16 protein-coding genes are annotated in these 16752 nt (G+C 63.7%); 10 read left to right on the top strand and 6 right to left on the bottom strand.

All coding sequences use genetic code 11. The features are described 5' to 3' along the window. Window positions 1–16 precede the first annotated feature (16 nt). Window positions 17–1285: a TCR/Tet family MFS transporter gene (locus F3H96_RS04595; RefSeq protein WP_149790759.1), complete on the top strand. Its 1269-nt coding sequence runs from the start codon at window positions 17–19 to the stop codon at window positions 1283–1285. A 15-nt stretch (window positions 1286–1300) separates the two neighbouring features. Here F3H96_RS04595 and carA read toward each other — a convergent pair whose 3' ends face one another. Further along, entirely contained in the window at window positions 1301–2506 is a 1206-nt protein-coding gene (carA, locus tag F3H96_RS04590; protein WP_149790758.1) for a glutamine-hydrolyzing carbamoyl-phosphate synthase small subunit, read from the bottom strand. 258 nt (window positions 2507–2764) lie between these two features. Here carA and F3H96_RS04585 point away from each other — a divergent pair, with 258 nt between their 5' ends. Further along, window positions 2765–3214, top strand: a complete 450-nt coding sequence (locus F3H96_RS04585; protein WP_149790757.1) for a GatB/YqeY domain-containing protein — start codon at window positions 2765–2767, stop codon at window positions 3212–3214. A gap of 11 nt (window positions 3215–3225) precedes the next feature. Here F3H96_RS04585 and F3H96_RS04580 read toward each other — a convergent pair whose 3' ends face one another. Further along, window positions 3226–4227: a hypothetical protein gene (locus F3H96_RS04580; RefSeq protein WP_149790756.1), complete on the bottom strand. Its 1002-nt coding sequence runs from the start codon at window positions 4225–4227 to the stop codon at window positions 3226–3228. A gap of 338 nt (window positions 4228–4565) precedes the next feature. Here F3H96_RS04580 and F3H96_RS04575 point away from each other — a divergent pair, with 338 nt between their 5' ends. Together F3H96_RS04575 and F3H96_RS04570 are read left to right on the top strand one after the other, a co-directional pair. Continuing rightward, window positions 4566–5276: a DNA helicase gene (locus F3H96_RS04575; RefSeq protein ID WP_149790755.1), complete on the top strand. Its 711-nt coding sequence runs from the start codon at window positions 4566–4568 to the stop codon at window positions 5274–5276. Window positions 5277–5327: 51 nt separating this feature from the next. Beyond that, window positions 5328–5885, top strand: a complete 558-nt coding sequence (locus tag F3H96_RS04570; protein ID WP_149790754.1) for a GNAT family N-acetyltransferase — start codon at window positions 5328–5330, stop codon at window positions 5883–5885. Window positions 5886–5944: 59 nt separating this feature from the next. Here F3H96_RS04570 and F3H96_RS04565 read toward each other — a convergent pair whose 3' ends face one another. The 3 genes from F3H96_RS04565 to F3H96_RS04555 form a co-directional block, all read right to left on the bottom strand. Beyond that, a complete protein-coding gene (locus F3H96_RS04565; RefSeq protein WP_149790753.1) occupies window positions 5945–7129 on the bottom strand; it encodes an MFS transporter in 1185 nt (394 codons plus the stop codon). A 280-nt stretch (window positions 7130–7409) separates the two neighbouring features. Beyond that, window positions 7410–7619, bottom strand: a complete 210-nt coding sequence (locus F3H96_RS04560) for a DUF2061 domain-containing protein (protein WP_149790752.1) — start codon at window positions 7617–7619, stop codon at window positions 7410–7412. A 130-nt stretch (window positions 7620–7749) separates the two neighbouring features. Next, window positions 7750–9414, bottom strand: a complete 1665-nt coding sequence (locus F3H96_RS04555) for a Na/Pi cotransporter family protein (RefSeq protein WP_149790751.1) — start codon at window positions 9412–9414, stop codon at window positions 7750–7752. A 365-nt stretch (window positions 9415–9779) separates the two neighbouring features. On the opposite strand from F3H96_RS04555, the gene F3H96_RS04550 reads away from it, so the two are divergent. The 6 genes from F3H96_RS04550 to F3H96_RS04525 all read left to right on the top strand — a co-directional run bounded on the left by F3H96_RS04550 (window position 9780) and on the right by F3H96_RS04525 (window position 16380). Next, on the top strand, window positions 9780–10142 hold the full coding sequence (locus F3H96_RS04550) for an RcnB family protein (protein WP_149790750.1): 363 nt from the start codon (window positions 9780–9782) through the stop codon (window positions 10140–10142). Window positions 10143–10278: 136 nt separating this feature from the next. After that, window positions 10279–12231, top strand: coding sequence for a DNA primase (gene dnaG, locus F3H96_RS04545; RefSeq protein WP_149790749.1), 1953 nt, complete (start codon window positions 10279–10281; stop codon window positions 12229–12231). Between the two features lie 423 nt (window positions 12232–12654). Next, window positions 12655–14682, top strand: coding sequence for an RNA polymerase sigma factor RpoD (gene rpoD / locus F3H96_RS04540; protein ID WP_149790748.1), 2028 nt, complete (start codon window positions 12655–12657; stop codon window positions 14680–14682). Between the two features lie 194 nt (window positions 14683–14876). Next, a complete protein-coding gene (locus F3H96_RS04535; RefSeq protein WP_149790747.1) occupies window positions 14877–15170 on the top strand; it encodes a GYD domain-containing protein in 294 nt (97 codons plus the stop codon). 33 nt (window positions 15171–15203) lie between these two features. After that, complete coding sequence (locus F3H96_RS04530; protein WP_149790746.1) at window positions 15204–15584, top strand: DCC1-like thiol-disulfide oxidoreductase family protein; 381 nt, start codon at window positions 15204–15206, stop codon at window positions 15582–15584. A gap of 136 nt (window positions 15585–15720) precedes the next feature. After that, window positions 15721–16380, top strand: coding sequence for a PadR family transcriptional regulator (locus F3H96_RS04525; protein ID WP_149790745.1), 660 nt, complete (start codon window positions 15721–15723; stop codon window positions 16378–16380). Between the two features lie 81 nt (window positions 16381–16461). Here the strand turns inward: F3H96_RS04525 and F3H96_RS04520 are convergent, their stop codons facing one another. Then, window positions 16462–16722: a YiaA/YiaB family inner membrane protein gene (locus tag F3H96_RS04520; protein WP_140675897.1), complete on the bottom strand. Its 261-nt coding sequence runs from the start codon at window positions 16720–16722 to the stop codon at window positions 16462–16464. Between the last annotated feature and the right edge of the window lie 30 nt (window positions 16723–16752).

Here is a 16752-nt window from a genome sequence, read left to right as displayed (position 1 = left end):
CGAGGAGCTTATCACCATGATCGACCCCAAGACCGCCAAGCGGGGCCTTGCGCTTGTTTTCACCACGCTGCTGCTCGACATCATCGGTTTTGGCATCATCATGCCGGTGCTGCCAGCCTATTTGGAGGAACTGAGCGGCGTCAGCGTCAGCCAGGCCGCGATCGAGGGCGGTTGGCTGTTCTTCGTCTACGCGGCCATGCAGTTCTTCTTTGCGCCGATCATGGGGGGCTTGAGCGACCGTTTCGGGCGGCGGCCGATCCTGCTTGCCTCGGTGCTGACCTTCTCCATCGACAATCTGATCTGCGCCATTGCCTGGTCCTATCCGATGCTGTTCGTCGGCCGGGTGCTCGCCGGCGTTTCCGGCGCCAGCTATTCGACGACCTCCGCCTTCATCGCCGACATCTCGAACGACGAAAACCGGGCGAAGAATTTCGGCCTGCTCGGCATCGCCTTCAGCGTCGGCTTCGTCATCGGCCCGGTGCTGGGCGGGCTGCTCGGCACCTTCGGGCCGCGGGTGCCGTTCTATTTCGCCGCGGCGCTTGCCTTCGTGAATTTTCTGATCGCGATATTCCTGCTGCCGGAGACGCTGGACGAAAAGCATCGCCGCCGCTTCGAGTGGAAGCGGGCCAATCCGGTGGGCACGCTCATGCAGATGCGCAATTATCCGGGCATCGGCTGGATCGGACTGGTCTTCTTCCTGATGACGCTCGGCCACATGATGTATCCGGCGGTCTGGTCGTTCGTCTCCAACTATCGCTATGGCTGGAACCAGCAGCAGATCGGTTTCTCGCTCGGCGTCTTCGGCCTGTGCGGGGCAATCATCATGGCGACGGTGCTGCCGCGGGTCATTCCCAGGCTCGGCGAGTGGAAGACGGCGGCGATCGGGCTGACCTTCACCGCGCTCAGCGCTTTCGGCTACGCGTTTTCGACGCAGGGCTGGATGATCTATGCCGTGATCGTCGCCGGTTGCCTGGAAGCGCTCGCCGACCCGCCGCTCAGAAGCCTCGCCGCCGCCAAGGTGCCGCCATCGGCGCAGGGCGAGTTGCAGGGCGCGATGACCTCGATCTTTTCGATCACCTCGATCATCACGCCGCTGCTCTATACGGCGATCTTTTCCTGGTTCACGAGCCCGACGGCGCCTGTTGTGTTCGGCGGCGCACCCTATGTGCTCGGCGCGATTTTCCTGACGCTGGCGGTTGTCGTCTTCGTCACGAAAGTGGCCAAGCCGACGCCGAGGGAGGCCGAGCGCATGCACACGCAGGAGGCGGTGACCGACGCGGCTTGAGCCGCGTCCTTTTGGTCAGGCGCGTTCCGCCAGGGCTTCCTCGCCGCGACGTGCACGGATGAGGTTGACGAAACGCCGGAAGAGGTAATGCGAATCCTGCGGGCCGGGCGAGGCTTCGGGATGATGCTGGACCGAGAAGACCGGCCGGCCGGTCAGCGCGATGCCGCAGTTCGAGCCGTCGAAGAGCGAGACGTGGGTTTCCTCGACGCCCTCGGGCAGCGAGTCGGCGTCGACAGCGAAACCGTGGTTCATCGAGACGATTTCGACCTTGCCGGTGGTGTGATCCTTGACCGGATGATTGGCGCCGTGGTGACCCTGGTGCATCTTCTCGGTCCGGCCGCCGAGCGCCAGCGCCAGCATCTGATGGCCGAGGCAGATGCCGAACACCGGTAGGTCGGTCTTCAGGATATCCTGGATCACCGGCACGGCATATTCGCCGGTCGCTTCCGGGTCGCCGGGGCCGTTCGACAGGAAGATGCCGTCCGGCTGCATGGCCAGGATTTCCTCCGCACCTGTCTTGGCCGGCACGACGGTGACCTTGGCGCCAAGACCGGCCAGCAGGCGCAGGATGTTGCGCTTGACGCCATAGTCGATGGCCACGACATGCATGGAAGGCTCGTCCTGCTCGCCATAGCCCTCGTTCCAGATCCAGGGCGTTTCGCGCCATACCGAAGACTGACCCGAGGTGACCTCCTTGGCGAGATCGAGGCCGATCAGGCCCGACCAGGCCGCGGCCTGCCGCTTCAGGTCCTCGATGTCGAAGACGCCATCGGGCGCATGCGCGATGACGGCATTGGGCATGCCTTTCTCGCGGATCAACACGGTCAGCGCGCGGGTGTCGATGCCGCAAAGCGCGACGATGCCGCGCCGCTTCAGCCACTGGTCGAGATGACCGGCGGCGCGATAGTTCGACGGATCGGTGACATTGGCCTTGAAGATGGCGCCGACCGCGCCGGCACGGGCCGCGGGATTGAGGTCCTCGATGTCCTCGTCATTGGTGCCGACATTGCCGATATGCGGGAAGGTGAAGGTGACGATCTGGCCGGCATAGGAGGGATCGGTGAGGATTTCCTCATAGCCGGTCAGCGCGGTGTTGAAGCACACTTCCGCAACGGCCGACCCCGTGGCGCCGAGGCCGCGGCCTTCGATCACCGTGCCGTCGGCGAGGACCAAAAGGGCGGTCGGCTTTTCGGTGGTCCAAGGGGCGGTGGTCGTGGCCATGGCGGCACTCCTGTCAGGCGCTTCAACGATCGACAGGACCGTCTGCGCAGCAAAGCGCGAAGCAGATTTCTCCGCCCTCCGCGCATCAACTCATCATCTCATGCAGGACCGAGTACATAGGCGAAGGCGTCGGAGCGGTCAATGCGGTGCCCCGAGCCAAGCCCGATTTCCATTCGTCCAGCAATATCAGCGGTTTGTCGGGATTTGCGTTACCGGACCGGCAAAGCTATTGTCCGCCGCGTTCGAAGGAGAAGCACGATGCGCGAGAAAATCGCCGAATCCATGAAGAGCGCGATGAAGGCGCAAGACAAGCACCGCCTGCCGACGCTGCGGCTGATTCAGGCCGCCATCCACGATCGCGACATCGCCAATCGCGGCGCCGGCAAGCCGCCGGCGAGCGAGGAGGAAATCCTGCAGATCCTGGCCAAGATGGTGAAGCAGCGCGAGGAATCGGCCAAGGCCTTCGAGGATGGCAAGCGCCCGGAACTGGCGGCGCAGGAGCGCGGCGAAATGGAAATCATCCGCGCGTTCCTGCCGACGCAGCTCGACGACGCGGCGATCACGGCGGCAGCGCGCGAGGCGATCGCGGCGACGGGTGCCGCCAGCCAGAAGGACATGGGCAAGGTGATCGGCGCACTGAAGCAGAAATATGCCGGTCAGATGGACTTCGCCAAGGCGAGCGCCATCATCAAGGGACTGCTGCAGTAGGGATTACGGCTTCACGGATCCTTGCACATGGGGATCGGCTGCGGCGGCGGCGCCGGATGATCCTTCTTGTACTGCGCGATGATCGGCTCCAGCGTCTTCCTCGGCCAGAATTTGGGCGTGCCGATCTCCTTCAGGCAGGAAGCGTTCCAGTAAAGTCCTGCGGCTGAGAGCGGTTGGCCGCTGGATTTCGCGCGGGCAACGGCGGCAATGTCGCGCGATTCAGGATAGATGTAGAGCGTCGTCGGGTTGTTCTTCACAATCGGGATGATCTGCTCGGCATCGGCAGGCGACCAACTGGTGCAGCCATTGCTGCGACCGCCGGCATAATTCACCAGCTTGCCGAACGGGACCAAGCCATCATGGTCGGCGTATGAACTGTTCGGATTTTTCCGCAGGCACATGCCCCTGAGCAGCGCAGCCGGATGCCCGCCGATGACACGCTGCCTGGCGTTCGCCGCTTCGCCTTCGCCGTCGAACTGGATGAACGTGCGCATGAACAACGCGTTCTGGGCGCCGACGCGGTAGTAGCCCTTGAACGAGGTTTTCGTTTCGGCGGTGATGTAGGCACCGCCGGCCGTCAGTTCGGAGTCCATTGCGTTGCCGAAGTTTTTCGCGCAGCGCCTGCCGTTGGAGAAATCGGCAACGCCTTTCAAATTGCGGCCGCCGCCATGGCCCGAGGACACCGCGCGGAAGAGCTGTTTGGCCTCGCAGATGATGTAGTAGCGCTGGCCGAGCACGCTGTTGCCCAAATCGCCGGGGCGCGTGGCGTCCATGGCGAAGTAGCAGGGGTTGCTGACCGAACCATCGCCGACTTTCTTCTGGTAGAGCGCGCGCGCCCGCTCCAACACGACCTGCGAGATCTGGCCCTCACCATCGCCGACATGGCGCTGCAACCAGTCCGGTATGCTCGATGGTCGTAAAGCCGCAAACGAACTGACCGATGCCGTCAAGGCGGCCAGGATCGCGACAAGACACAGGATGGCCGCGCCCAGCGGAACAGATCTCAACCGCACCGGTTTGCCCCTCCTGTCGAAGTGTCTCGTACCTGTGAATCACCCGGGTCGATCATAGAAGATCTCGCATTCATCGGCGAAACACTTCTAGTTTAGCGACGCTTTTTGGGGCGTGGTTCCGGTGACGACATTTCGAAAAGCGTCGCCCCCGCCACCGTACAACCTCCGCGATTTTCGGTCGGCGCGGATTGGAGTATCATCCGATTCGGGCGCGCCCACGCCTCCTCCCTCCATTGGGAAAGCATCGTTCATGCGGGGCTGTCGATCATTCAACCGACTGTTCGAGCGCCAGGCATGAGGAGGGGTTGCGAAGGACTGCTCGCAGCAGGAGGTTTTCGATGCGGCTTTCCGCACCCGTCTATCATCTGAAGCGTCGGGCGAGGCTAATGTCTCGCAGGGAGAATGTTCCCCTCCATCATGCGCTCGACCGCGTCGCCGCCAAAGAAGGCTTTGGCAGTTGGAGCATGCTTGCGGCCAAAGCCGCCGAAGCCACGCCCGCCGTCGGCCTTTTGGCACGGCTGATGCCCGGCGATATGGTTCTCGTGGCGGCGCGGCCGGGCCAAGGCAAGACGCTGATGAGCCTCGAACTTGCCGTGGCCGCCATGAAGCAAGGCAATCGCGCTGTATTCTTCACCTTGGAATACACGTACGCCGACATCCTGGACCGGTTCCGTGACATCGGGACCGAACCGGCCGATTTCGACCGCCTGTTCGAGTTCGACAATTCCGACTCGATCAGCGCCGGCTACATCATCGAGACGTTGCGGTCGGCGCCACGCGGCACGCTGGCGGTCGTCGACTATCTGCAGTTGCTCGACCAGAAGCGCGAGAATCCCGAGCTCATGGCCCAGATACGCGCGCTGAGATCGTTCGCCCGGGAACGCGGGCTGGTCCTGGTCTTCATATCGCAGGTCGACAGGTCATATGATTCCTCCAGGAAACCGGTCCCGGATATCGGCGATATCCGGCTGCCGAACCCGCTCGACCTGTCGTTGTTCGACAAGGCTTGTTTCCTCAACAAGGGCGAAATCCAGTTTCAGCCGGCTTGAGAGCGATCCGAGCGGCGGTTATGCCTGCTGGTCTCGACAGGGAAATGAACCATGATCGAAATCGTCAGGCCCGCGCTCGAGCATTTGCCGTCCTACAAGGCGGCGCTGGAGCGCGGGTGGTCGCCCGACAATGTGCGGCTCCTGCAGGCGACGCGCGAGCAGCTCGAGGCTATCGAGAAGGATCCAGTTGAATTTCTCGCCAGCCTTGACGACCGCGAGGCGAAGGGACCGCCCATCACTTTGCCCGACGGCACCAAGGTGCCGCGGCTGCCGGGCTTCCGGCGCTGGATCTGGGATGGCGAGGCTGCCGGCTCGATCGGCTTTCGCTGGCAGAAGGGCACTTCGGCGCTACCTTCGCGTGTGCTTGGCCATATCGGCTATGCGGTGGTGCCGTGGAAGCGAGGCCGCGGCTATGCCACCGAAGCGCTGCGGCTGATGCTGGACGAGGCGAGGGCGGTCGGGCTCGACTATGTCGAGATCACCGCGAAACCGGACAATCCTGCTTCGCAGAAGGTCATCACAGCCAATCGCGGCAGGCTGGTCGGCCGCTTCTTCGAGGACGCCGCCTATGGCGGCGCGGAGAGCTTGAGATTCCGGATCGATCTTTAGCTATACTTCCCGCTCGCCAAGGTCGGAAGTCTCAAAACGGATGCCCCGGCGCGGGGGCGCTATTCCGCCGCCGCCGGCAGCGGCGGTGCCGCGCGGCTGCGCCATTCCCAGGCTTGCGAGGCAACCGCCACGACCACCGCAACCAGCATGGCCAGCGCGCCGGCCAACGGCAGGCTGCGATAGCCATAGCCGGCATTGAGCATCGCCGCGCCCAGGGAGGCGGCGAGCGCGATGCCGACATTGAAGCCGGACGGGATCAGCGAGGAAGCGAGGTTCGAGGCATCGGCCGTCCAGGCGAGGATGCGCGTCTGGATCGGCGCGCCGATGGCGAAGTTGAGGCCGCCCCAGATAACGATGGCGACGATCATCGGCACGGGGTAGGGGCTGACGACGTGAATGACGGCAAGCATCACGGCCTGCAGGGCAAGCATGGTGATCAGCGACGGCATCAGCCTCCAGTCGGCGAGCTTGCCGCCGACAAGAACGCCGATCGTGGCGCCGACACCGTTGAGCAGCAGCACCCAGGGGATCAGGCTTTCGTCGAGGCCGGTGACTTCGAGCAGCGTCGGCGTGATGTAGGTGAAGAGGCCGAACTGGCCGATCATCAGCATCAGCATCAGGATGAGCGACGTCCAGACCTGCTGGCGGCCGAGCACGCGCACCTCGCGCGCCAGCCCGGCGGGCCGGTTGGCGACGCCCGCCGTGCGCGGCAGCAGCGCCAGCATGGCGACAATCGCTACGATGCCGAGCGCGCCCATCACCCAGAAGGTGGCGCGCCAGCCCCACAGGCTGCCGATCGCCGTGCCGGCCGGGACTCCGATGACATTTGAAACAGTCAGCCCTGAAAGGATGACCGCCACGGCCCTGCCGCGCTGGTCCTCGCGAACCAGGCTGACCGCAACCACCATGGCAACGCCGAAATAGCAGCCATGCGCGACGGCAGTCGCAATGCGCAGCAGAAGCATCGAGGTGAAGTCCGGCGCCAGCGCGCAGGCTGCCTGGCCGAGAGTGAAGGCAATGGTCAGCGTGATGAGCAATGTCTTGCGCGAAACCTTGCTGGTGGCGAGCGCCAGGAGCGGGCCGCCGATGGCGATGCCAGAGGCATAGCCGGAGACCAGATAGCCGGCAGTGGGCACCGAAACGCCCAGGCCGTGCGCCACCTCGGGCAGCACGCCGGCGATGACGAATTCGGTGGTGCCGAAGGCGAAGGCGGCAAGGAAAAGGGCAATCAGCGGCAGCATGATTCAAAACATAGCGACGAATGCACGCCTCAAACCACGCTTGGGCAGGCTGGGCAATGCAGAAATTGTCGACGCCGCTTTAGCTTTTCTTGAGCGTAGGGCGCGAAGCGCGTCGCGCTTTTAGGCCTTGTTTGCGCATGTCGCGTTCGCAAAACCGCCGCGCACTTTTGCGCGGCATGCATTAGAGCTTTCGACCGTTTCACGGAAACGGCGAAATGCTCTATCTCTTTGTTTTGACGCAATTCCTGACGGAAAACCGTGTCACACTTTTCCTGGAATTGCTCTAGATGGTCGTTTTGCGCCCATAGGGGATCTTCAGCCAGGCCCGCTCATGCAGATAGTAGAGCAGCGACTTGGTGATGACCTCGGTGAGCCCGATGGTGGCCGCGAGCTTGATGCTGCCCGTCACCACCAGCGATATGATCATCGTGTCGATCGTGCCGGTGGCGCGCCACGAAAGCGCCTTGGCGAAGCTGCGCGAATGGGTGTCCATCGATTTCCTCCGGCTGAGCCCGATGCTTAGCCGACGGATGGCTGGATGAGCAAAGACTAATTTTGCAGGTCGCGGGCGAATGGCGCAACCTTGTTCCCAAATTGGCGCCAGCACGGCAAATCTCTGCCGGCTAGCCGGCCTTCAATCGCGAGCCACCGAGCAGGCCACGCTCCTCGAGCACCGGATAGGCGATCGAGGCAAGCAGCGAGTTGATCTGCTTCAGGTCGCGGATGGTGTCGAGGTGGATCGAGCTCGTCTCGACGCTTTTGGCGGTGCCCTCGCGCAGGCGCATGAAATGGCTGGCGCTGGTTTCCTTCTCGCGCTCGCGCAGGAGATCCTTCTCCAGCACCAGCTGCCTCGCGGTCTCCGGATCGCGCGAGACCAGCACGTTGAAGGCAAGGTGCGCGTTGGCGAGTACCGAGGCATGGAACGCGCAAAGCTCCTGCCAGCCCTCAGGCGTGAATTCCAGGCCGCGCTCCAGCTTCTTCCTGACGTGCACGAGCATGTTGCGCACGATGATGTCGCCGACCTGCTCAAGCTTGACGCAGGCGCCGATCAGCTCCTGGCACCGCAACGCCTCGTCCTCGGTCAGCGGGTTCCTGGTGATCTTGGCGAGATAGAGCTTGATCGCGGCGTGTTTCCTGTCGACGCGGTCGTCGAGCGCGGCAAGCGCCTTGATCTTGGCGGGATCCGCATCCTCGTAAAGCTCGATGATGCGCTTCAGCATGATCTCGACCGTCTCGCACACCCGCACCACTTCGCGCGTCGCGTTGGCGAGAGCCTGGCTCGGTGTGTCGAGGGCGCTCTCGTTGAGAGCCGAAAGCTCCACGACCTCGAGCGTGGCGGCCGGCTGTTGCTTGCTGGCCAGCGCCACGATGCGGCCGGAAGCGCGGTAGACGAGACCGGCCAGCGGCAGGCCGGCAAGCAAGATCAGCACGTTGAACAGGATGTGGGCATTGACGATCTGATCGGGCGCGGTTTTGCCGATGAAGGCGAAATCCGGTTTGAAGGTCATGATCAGGACCAGCATGACCAGCGAGCCGAGGCCGCGCATCAGAAGATTGCCTATCGGCACGATACGAACCTCGGGCGCGGCCGACCGCGTCAGCATCGGCGCGATGAGCGACGAGCCAAGGTTGACGCCAAGCACGAGCACCACGCCCAGTTCCGGCGTTATCAGCCCGCGACCCGCCAGCGTCGCCATCAGAAGGACCGCGGCGATGCTGGACTGGAACAGCCACGTGATCAGCGCGGCCATCAGATAGGTCGTGATGGAATCGCCCGAGAAATAATTGATGATCAGCGGCATCAACTGGCTGTTGCGCAGCGGCTCGGATGCCTGCCCGATCATCTCCAGCGACAGGATCAGCAGGCCGATACCGATCAGGATGCGGCCGAACTGCCGCCAGTCGCGCCGCTCGGTGGCCATGAACATGACGGTGCCCGCGATCAGGCAGAGCGGCACCAAAAGCGTGAGGTCGAAGGTGAGCAGCTTGACCACGAGCGCCGAACCGATCTCGGCGCCGCGCACGGCAAGCTGCCCGGCTGCGCCTGAAACGATGCCGGCGCCGGCGAAGGAGCCGACCAGCAGCGTCACCGCGGTCGAGCTCTGCAGGGCGACCGCCAGCCCGCAGCCGGCGAGCACCGCCATGATCGGATTGCGCATGGTGGCACGCAGCCTGTGGCGCAGCACGTCGCCATAGGCGCGCTCGACCCCGGTCTTCACCATGCGGGTGGCGAACAGCATCAGCGCCACCGCGCCGGCAAGGTGCAGGAGGACGACGGAGCCGCTCACAGCCGACCTCGCGGGGCGGCATTGGCGGGGCGCAGAGGAGTACGAATCTTAGCCATCTCGAGGCATGGAAATACACCAATTAAGATTAGCCGAGTAATAGATTTTTCTGATGCGATGATCGTCTCCGCTCGACGGAACATGTCGGAAATGAATGGCGGGCGCATTGGTTGCACGCGCCCTGCGGCGGCGCTTCGCCTCAGGATGCTCGAAAGCAGGGGGAGCATGTCCGGGCGCGATCAGGCGGTTCATTGAGGATGTCTGCGCAAGCATCGGAAATCATTACAGAATTGTAATTCAAGTGTTCAGTTTCGGTTCATCCATCGGCGAATACTCCTCAGTCTATCGACAACCACGGAGCACCGACCATGAAGCGCCTCATACTCTCCGCCGTCACGGCCTCGATGCTGGCCGCCTCGGCCTTCTCGGGTCAGGCCGCGCCGCTCCCTCAGCCGAGCGTGCCGCAGTCGAACTACACGCAGGTCGACTGGCAGCAGCCGGGCCGGCATGTCGACAAGCGTGTCGTGAAGAACACGGTCATCGTGAAGCGCAGCCATTGGCGCAGCGGCCAGAGATACTCCAACTGGAAGCGTCACCAGCCGGTCCGCGACTGGAACCGTTACGGCCTGCGCCGCCCCGGCCCCGGCCAGGAATGGATTCGCGTCGGCAACGACTATGTGTTGGTCAGTGTGCTGTCGGGCATCATCTTCGGCGCGAGCGCCGCGCGGTAATCCGCGACAATCCGGACTACCGAAGAAGGCGGCCACCTGGCCGCCTTCTTTTCGTCTGTGAAAAGCGGGTACGATCGGCATTAAGAGTCGTCGCGCCCGAGCGGCCTGCTTATATGGAGGGCAAACGAGTTTCCCGATGCGCTTTCCGCCCGCCTTCCTCGACGAGATACGCGACCGCGTGCCGATTTCATCTGTCATCGGCGCGCGTGTCGCATGGGACAGGAAGAAGACCAACGCGTCGCGCGGCGATTACTGGGCCTGCTGCCCGTTCCACGGCGAGAAAAGCCCGTCCTTCCATTGCGAGGACAAGAAGGGCCGCTTTCACTGCTTCGGCTGCTCGGTGTCGGGCGACCACTTCAAGTTCCTCACCGAGCTCGACGGCATGAGCTTCCCGGAAGCAGTCGAGAAGATCGCCGAGATGGCCGGCGTGCCGATGCCGGTGCGCGACGCCCAGGAAGAACAGCGCGAGAAGGAGCGCGCCAGCCTTACCGACGTGATGGAAATGGCGACGGCCTTCTTCCAGGAGCGGTTGCAGGGGCCGGAAGGCGCCAAGGCACGCGCGTATCTGCGCGACCGCGGGCTGACCCCGGCGACGCAACAATCGTTCCGGCTCGGTTACGCGCCGGACAGCCGCAATGCGCTCAAGGAACATCTTGCCGCCAAAGGCGTGCCGAAGGCCGATATCGAGGCCTGCGGCCTGGTGCGGCACGGCGACGATATTCCGGTCTCCTATGACTGGTTCCGCGACCGCATCATGTTTCCGATCCCGGATTCGCGCGGCAAGATCATCGCCTTTGGTGGGCGGGCGCTGGCCCCCGACGCTTTGGCCAAATACATGAACTCGCCCGACACCGAGCTCTTTCACAAGGGCAATGTGCTCTACAATTTCGCCCGCGCCCGCAAAGCCCTGGCCAAAGGCGGCACGGTGATTGCCGTCGAAGGTTATATGGACGTTATCGCGCTCGCCCAGGCCGGCTTCGAGAATGTCGTGGCGCCGCTCGGCACCGCGCTCACCGAAAACCAGCTCGAGCTTCTGTGGCGCATGGCCGGCGAGCCGGTGCTGTGCTTCGACGGCGACCAGGCCGGGCTGAAGGCGGCGTGGCGCGCCGCCGACCTGGCGCTGCCGGCGATCCAGCCCGGGCGTTCGGCGCGCTTTGCGCTGTTGCCGGAAGGCAAGGACCCGGACGATCTGGTGAAGGCGGATGGTCCGGACGCCTTCCGCGCGGTGCTTTCGGAAGCGCGGCCGCTTGCCGACCTGTTGTGGATGCGCGAGACGGCGGGCGGGGTCTTCGACACGCCGGAGCGGCGGGCGGAGCTTGAAAAGACGTTGCGCGAACTCACCAGCCGCATCCGCGACGAAAGCCTGCGCTACCACTACCAGCAGGAAATGCGCGAGCGGGTGCTGAGCTTCTTCGGCTCGCAGCGCGCCGCGCGGCAAGGTCAGGGCGGACGCTCCGCCGGCCGGCCCGGCGAGCGCGGCAAAGCGCCGGGCCCCGGCGGGGCGTTCGGGCGAGGCGCTGCGGCCGGCGGGCGCGCCGCGATCACCGAGAGCCTCGGGCGATCGGCGCTGGTCAAGCGGGCCGGCGAGGGGATGTCGGTGCGCGAGGCGACGATCATCGTGGCCCTGGTCAACCACCCGGCGCTGATCGACGAGAATTTCGCGCATGTCGAGTTCCTCGACCTTGCCAATTCGGATTTGCGGAAACTCCACGCAGCCATACTCGATGCGATGGCGCATGACGCGGCCAACGAGCGCGGCGCCGTCATAGCCACTATCGAGCGCGCCGGGTGCGGCGGCATCTGGGGGCGGGCCGTGGAGCTGATCAAGCGGGCGCGGCAGTGGCCGGCGCTCGAAACCGCGGCGCTCGACGACGCCCGCGACGCCTTCAACCAAGCGCTGCACTTGCAGCGCAGCGCGCGCACCTTACATAGAGAGCTGAAGCAGGCGCAGGCGGCGCTCGATGCAGACCCTTCGGATGAAAACTTCCGGCATCTCGTCGAGATTCAAGCGCAATTCAACGATGTGCAGGCAACGGAAGCGCTGATCGAAGGGTTCGGCGTTTCGTCGGGCAGGGTTGGACGCGTTTAGGTCGGAACTGGCCCGGAAATGAAGTGGAAACGTGCGGCGCGTCGAATCGACGCCCCTAAGTCGGGTAATTGATTCGCTTTTTTCATGCGAATCATGCCAGAGGCGCTTGACCTTCTGGCAGATTGGCGGAATCAGGACGATTCGAAACGTTAACCGTGCCCCGGCGTCGGCGGGAAATTCGAGCGATGTGAGGTACTGGTGACGCTGGACAGGCAAAGTGCCCGCTCCAGATACAGGGTTAATCTGGACTTAATGCATGTCGCCCAAGAGTGGAAACAGGTTTTGGGGCAACGACACGCACCGAACAAAGAGATGATGCGGTTACCGGGCCGGTAAAAAGCGTTCCGGTGCGAGCGCATCCCGGCATGACCGGTCCGGCAGTTTACGCGGCCTCGATATTGGGCCGCTTGGAGACGACAAAGAATGGCGACAAAGGAAAAGGAAGAGGTCGAGACTGAACGTGAAGGCGCCACCGATGGCCCTCTGCTCGACCTTTCCGACGATGCTGTCAAGAAGATGATCAAGGCCGCGAAGAAACGCGGCTATGTCACGCTCGACGAATTGAATGCGGTGCTCCCCTCGGAAGAGACGGATCCGGACCGTATCGAAGACATCAATGCGATGCTCAGCGACATGGGCATCAACGTCGTCGAGGACGACGAGGTGGGCGAGGAGGCTGAGACCGAAACGCCGGCCGACACCGAGGAAGACGCCAACGAGCTTGCCGAGCAGACCGGCACAGCCGTCGCCGCCACGACCACCAAGAAAGAACCGACCGACCGTACCGACGATCCGGTGCGCATGTATCTGCGCGAGATGGGCTCGGTCGAGCTTTTGTCGCGCGAGGGCGAAATCGCGATCGCCAAGCGCATCGAGGCCGGCCGTGAGACGATGATCGCGGGCCTGTGCGAGAGCCCGCTGACCTTCCAGGCCATCATCATCTGGCGCGACGAGCTCAACGAATCGAAGATCCTGCTGCGCGAGATCATCGACCTCGAGGCGACCTATGCCGGCCCCGAGGCCAAGCAGGCGCCTGTCGTCGAACGCATCGAGGAAGCGCCCAAGCCGGAAGAGAAGCCGCGTGGCCGCGCGGCCGCTCGCGAGGAAGAAGACGACATCACCAACGTCGGCGCCGACACGCGCGGGTTGGAGGAAGAGGAAGACGACGAGGACGAGGCGAGCTTGTCGCTGGCCGCGATGGAAGCGGAACTGCGCCCGCAGGTGATGGAGACGCTCGACGTCATCGCCGACACCTACAAGAAGCTGAGGAAGCTGCAGGACCAGCAGGTCGAGAACCGGCTCGCCGCCGCCGGTACGCTCTCACCCAGCCAGGACCGCAGGCTCAAGGAACTGAAGGACCAGCTGATCAAGGCGGTGAAGTCGCTGTCTCTCAATGCGGCGCGCATCGAGGCGCTGGTCGAGCAGCTCTACGACATCAACAAGCGCCTGGTGCAGAACGAGGGCAAGCTGCTGCGCCTCGCCGAAAGCTATGGCGTACGCCGCGAGGAGTTCCTGAAGGAATATCAGGGCTCGGAGCTCGATCCTAACTGGACGCGCTCGATCGCCAACCTGACCTCGCGCGGCTGGAAGGAATTCACCAAGAACGAGAAGGACGCGATCAAGGAGCTGCGCGCCGAGATCCAGAACCTCGCCACCGAAACGGCGATCTCGATCCTGGAATTCCGCAAGATCGTCAACCAGGTGCAGAAGGGTGAGCGCGAGGCCGCGATCGCCAAGAAGGAAATGGTCGAGGCGAACCTTCGCCTGGTCATTTCCATCGCCAAGAAATACACCAACCGCGGCCTGCAGTTCCTGGACCTGATTCAGGAAGGCAATATCGGCCTGATGAAGGCGGTCGACAAATTCGAGTACCGCCGCGGTTACAAGTTCTCGACCTACGCGACCTGGTGGATCCGGCAGGCGATCACCCGCTCGATCGCCGATCAGGCGCGTACCATCCGCATTCCGGTGCACATGATCGAGACGATCAACAAGATCGTGCGCACCTCGCGCCAGATGCTGCACGAGATCGGCCGCGAGCCGACGCCGGAGGAGCTGGCCGAGAAGCTCGCCATGCCGCTGGAAAAAGTGCGCAAGGTGCTGAAGATCGCCAAGGAGCCGATCTCACTCGAAACCCCCGTGGGCGACGAGGAGGATTCGCATCTCGGCGACTTCATCGAGGACAAGATGGCGATCCTGCCGATCGACGCGGCGATCCAGGCCAATCTGCGCGAGACGACGACGCGCGTGCTTGCCTCGCTGACGCCGCGCGAGGAGCGTGTGCTGCGCATGCGCTTCGGCATCGGCATGAACACCGACCATACGCTCGAGGAAGTCGGCCAGCAGTTCTCGGTCACGCGCGAGCGCATCCGCCAGATCGAGGCCAAGGCGCTGCGCAAGCTCAAGCATCCGAGCCGGAGCCGCAAGCTCAGAAGCTTCCTGGACAGCTGATCCGGAAATCAGACAAGCAAATCGAAAGGGCGCCTCGGGCGCCCTTTTTCATTCGCGAGCGTCGCCTTGCCGGGGCCTCTCGACAGGAGGATAATTCCGGCGTCGGATGCATTGTGGGCGACAAGCCGGATGCCCGCCCGGCGCCGGCCGTCAACGGCCAGGCGCCCGCACCGTGGCCCGGAGGGAGGTGTGCCATGACAACCTATATCATGCTTATCAACTGGACCGAGCTGGGCGCCAAGAACGTGCGGGAGTCGCCGAAGCGGCTCGATGCCGCCAAGAAGCTGTTGGGGGAAATGGGCGGCTCGTTCAAGGCATTCTATCTGACCATGGGCGAATGCGACATGGTCGCCATCGTCGAAGCGCCGGACGATGCGGTGCTCGCCCGCTTCGCGCTGATGTTGTCGTCGGGCGGCAATGTCAAAACGCGGACGCTGAAAGCGTTCCCCGAATTCGCCTACCGCGAGATCATCAGTTCGCTCGGGTGACGAGTCGAAAAGGCCCGCGCTGATAGTCGCGCCATGCCCAAGCTGCCGCTGACCGTCTGGTACAACACGCGCTGTCCGGTCTGCGATGCCGGCATCAATCGCCAGAAGCGGCGGCTCATCGAAGCGGTCAAGGCGGGCCGCGTCGAATTCCGCGACATCAATTTCGAGCCGGCGGCACTTTCGGCCTTCGGCGCCTCGCTTGAGGATATCCGCCGGCGCCTGCACGCGACCGATGCCGAAGGACGGCTGCTGGTCGGCGCCGATGTCGCGATTGCGGTTTGGCAGCTCACGCCGGGCGAAGGTTGGTTGGCAATGCTGTTTGGCAACGCGGTCGCGCTTCCGCTGACGCGCTTTGCCTATGACCGCTTCGCGGATCTTCTCTATGCCTGGAACCGCCGCAAGGGGCGCTGGTAGGCGGCTTTGGCCTTGCCGCGCAGACGTGCAAAACGGTCTTTCCGCCGCGTGAGATACATCTTAAGATATATCTTGAATCCTCAAGCTGTACGCCTTACCTAAGATATATCGTAAGATATAGCTCAAGGAGCAAACCATGCACAGACACAACCATTTCGGCGAGCGCATGTTCATGCACATGGCCGGCAAATTCGGCGGCCGCGGTGGCGGCTTCGGTCCATTCGGCCATGGCGGCAGGGGCGGCGGACGCGGCGGCCCGGGCGACATGTTCCGCGCCGGGCGCATGCTAGCCGACGGCGATCTCAAGCTGATCACGCTGTCGCTTCTGGCCGACGCGCCGCGCCACGGCTACGACATCATCAAGGCGCTGGAAGAGCGCACCAGCGGCGTCTACAGCCCGAGCCCGGGCGTGGTCTATCCGACGCTGACCTTCCTGGAGGAGGCGGGCTATGCGGTGTCCTCGAGCGAAGGAAACAAGAAGGTGTTTTCGATCACCGAGGCCGGCAAGGCGCATCTGGAGGAGAACCGCGAGATGATCGACAGCGTGCTCGACCATCTCGAGCGTTTCGGCCGCAAGATGGCCGCGGCGCGCGAATGGTTCGGCTGGGGCGATGACAAGGACGAGGGCGGCTGGCGCCGTGGCCGCTCGGAAAAGCGCGACCAGTTGCGCGCGCTGCGCCACCGGCTCCGTGCCGCGCTCGGCGACATCGCCGACGCGCCGGAAGACAAGCAGGCCGAGGCGATCAGCATCCTGGAAGACGCCGCCGAGGCGATCGAGGCGCTGGCGCGTCGCTAAGGCATTTCCATATCGAAACCAAAAAAGCCCGGATCACTCCGGGCTTTTTGCATTTCGTCGGCGATCGGCAAAGGGCAGGGATCAATCCTTGCCGACATATTCGCTGATCAGCTTCTCATTGCGGGCCTTCTCGATCTTGGCGGTGGTCTCGGCCGCGATCCGCTCGTCGGTGCGGTACTTGACGAGGTTGACCAGGCTGCCGGTGAGCAGGAGGACGCCCATGGCCCAGTAGCCCTTGGTCGAGAGGTCGACCGGCGCGAGCCACAACGACAGGGCCAGCATGAAGTAGGCGGCGCCCACGGACACGGTGTTGAACAGGATGTAGGTCTGATTGCCGTTCATCGTATTGCTCCCTGGATTTGATCTGTTTCG

It is taken from the genome of Mesorhizobium sp. NFR06 (assembly GCF_900115245.1).
Lineage (GTDB): Bacteria > Pseudomonadota > Alphaproteobacteria > Rhizobiales > Rhizobiaceae > Mesorhizobium.
This window is presented reverse-complemented; position numbering and strand designations above follow the sequence as displayed.

Bases quoted from the DNA above. Each gene is read 5' to 3' on its own strand.
- F3H96_RS04595 (WP_149790759.1), top strand. From the start codon at position 17: ATGATCGACCCCAAGACCGCCAAGCGGGGCCTTGCGCTTGTTTTCACC.
- F3H96_RS04520 (WP_140675897.1), bottom strand. From the start codon at position 16,722: ATGAACGGCAATCAGACCTACATCCTGTTCAACACCGTGTCCGTGGGC.
- carA (WP_149790758.1), bottom strand. From the start codon at position 2,506: ATGGCCACGACCACCGCCCCTTGGACCACCGAAAAGCCGACCGCCCTT.
- F3H96_RS04570 (WP_149790754.1), top strand. From the start codon at position 5,328: ATGATCGAAATCGTCAGGCCCGCGCTCGAGCATTTGCCGTCCTACAAG.
- F3H96_RS04535 (WP_149790747.1), top strand. From the start codon at position 14,877: ATGACAACCTATATCATGCTTATCAACTGGACCGAGCTGGGCGCCAAG.
- F3H96_RS04585 (WP_149790757.1), top strand. From the start codon at position 2,765: ATGCGCGAGAAAATCGCCGAATCCATGAAGAGCGCGATGAAGGCGCAA.
- rpoD (WP_149790748.1), top strand. From the start codon at position 12,655: ATGGCGACAAAGGAAAAGGAAGAGGTCGAGACTGAACGTGAAGGCGCC.
- F3H96_RS04560 (WP_149790752.1), bottom strand. From the start codon at position 7,619: ATGGACACCCATTCGCGCAGCTTCGCCAAGGCGCTTTCGTGGCGCGCC.
- F3H96_RS04575 (WP_149790755.1), top strand. From the start codon at position 4,566: ATGCGGCTTTCCGCACCCGTCTATCATCTGAAGCGTCGGGCGAGGCTA.
- F3H96_RS04525 (WP_149790745.1), top strand. From the start codon at position 15,721: ATGCACAGACACAACCATTTCGGCGAGCGCATGTTCATGCACATGGCC.
- F3H96_RS04530 (WP_149790746.1), top strand. From the start codon at position 15,204: ATGCCCAAGCTGCCGCTGACCGTCTGGTACAACACGCGCTGTCCGGTC.
- F3H96_RS04550 (WP_149790750.1), top strand. From the start codon at position 9,780: ATGAAGCGCCTCATACTCTCCGCCGTCACGGCCTCGATGCTGGCCGCC.
- dnaG (WP_149790749.1), top strand. From the start codon at position 10,279: ATGCGCTTTCCGCCCGCCTTCCTCGACGAGATACGCGACCGCGTGCCG.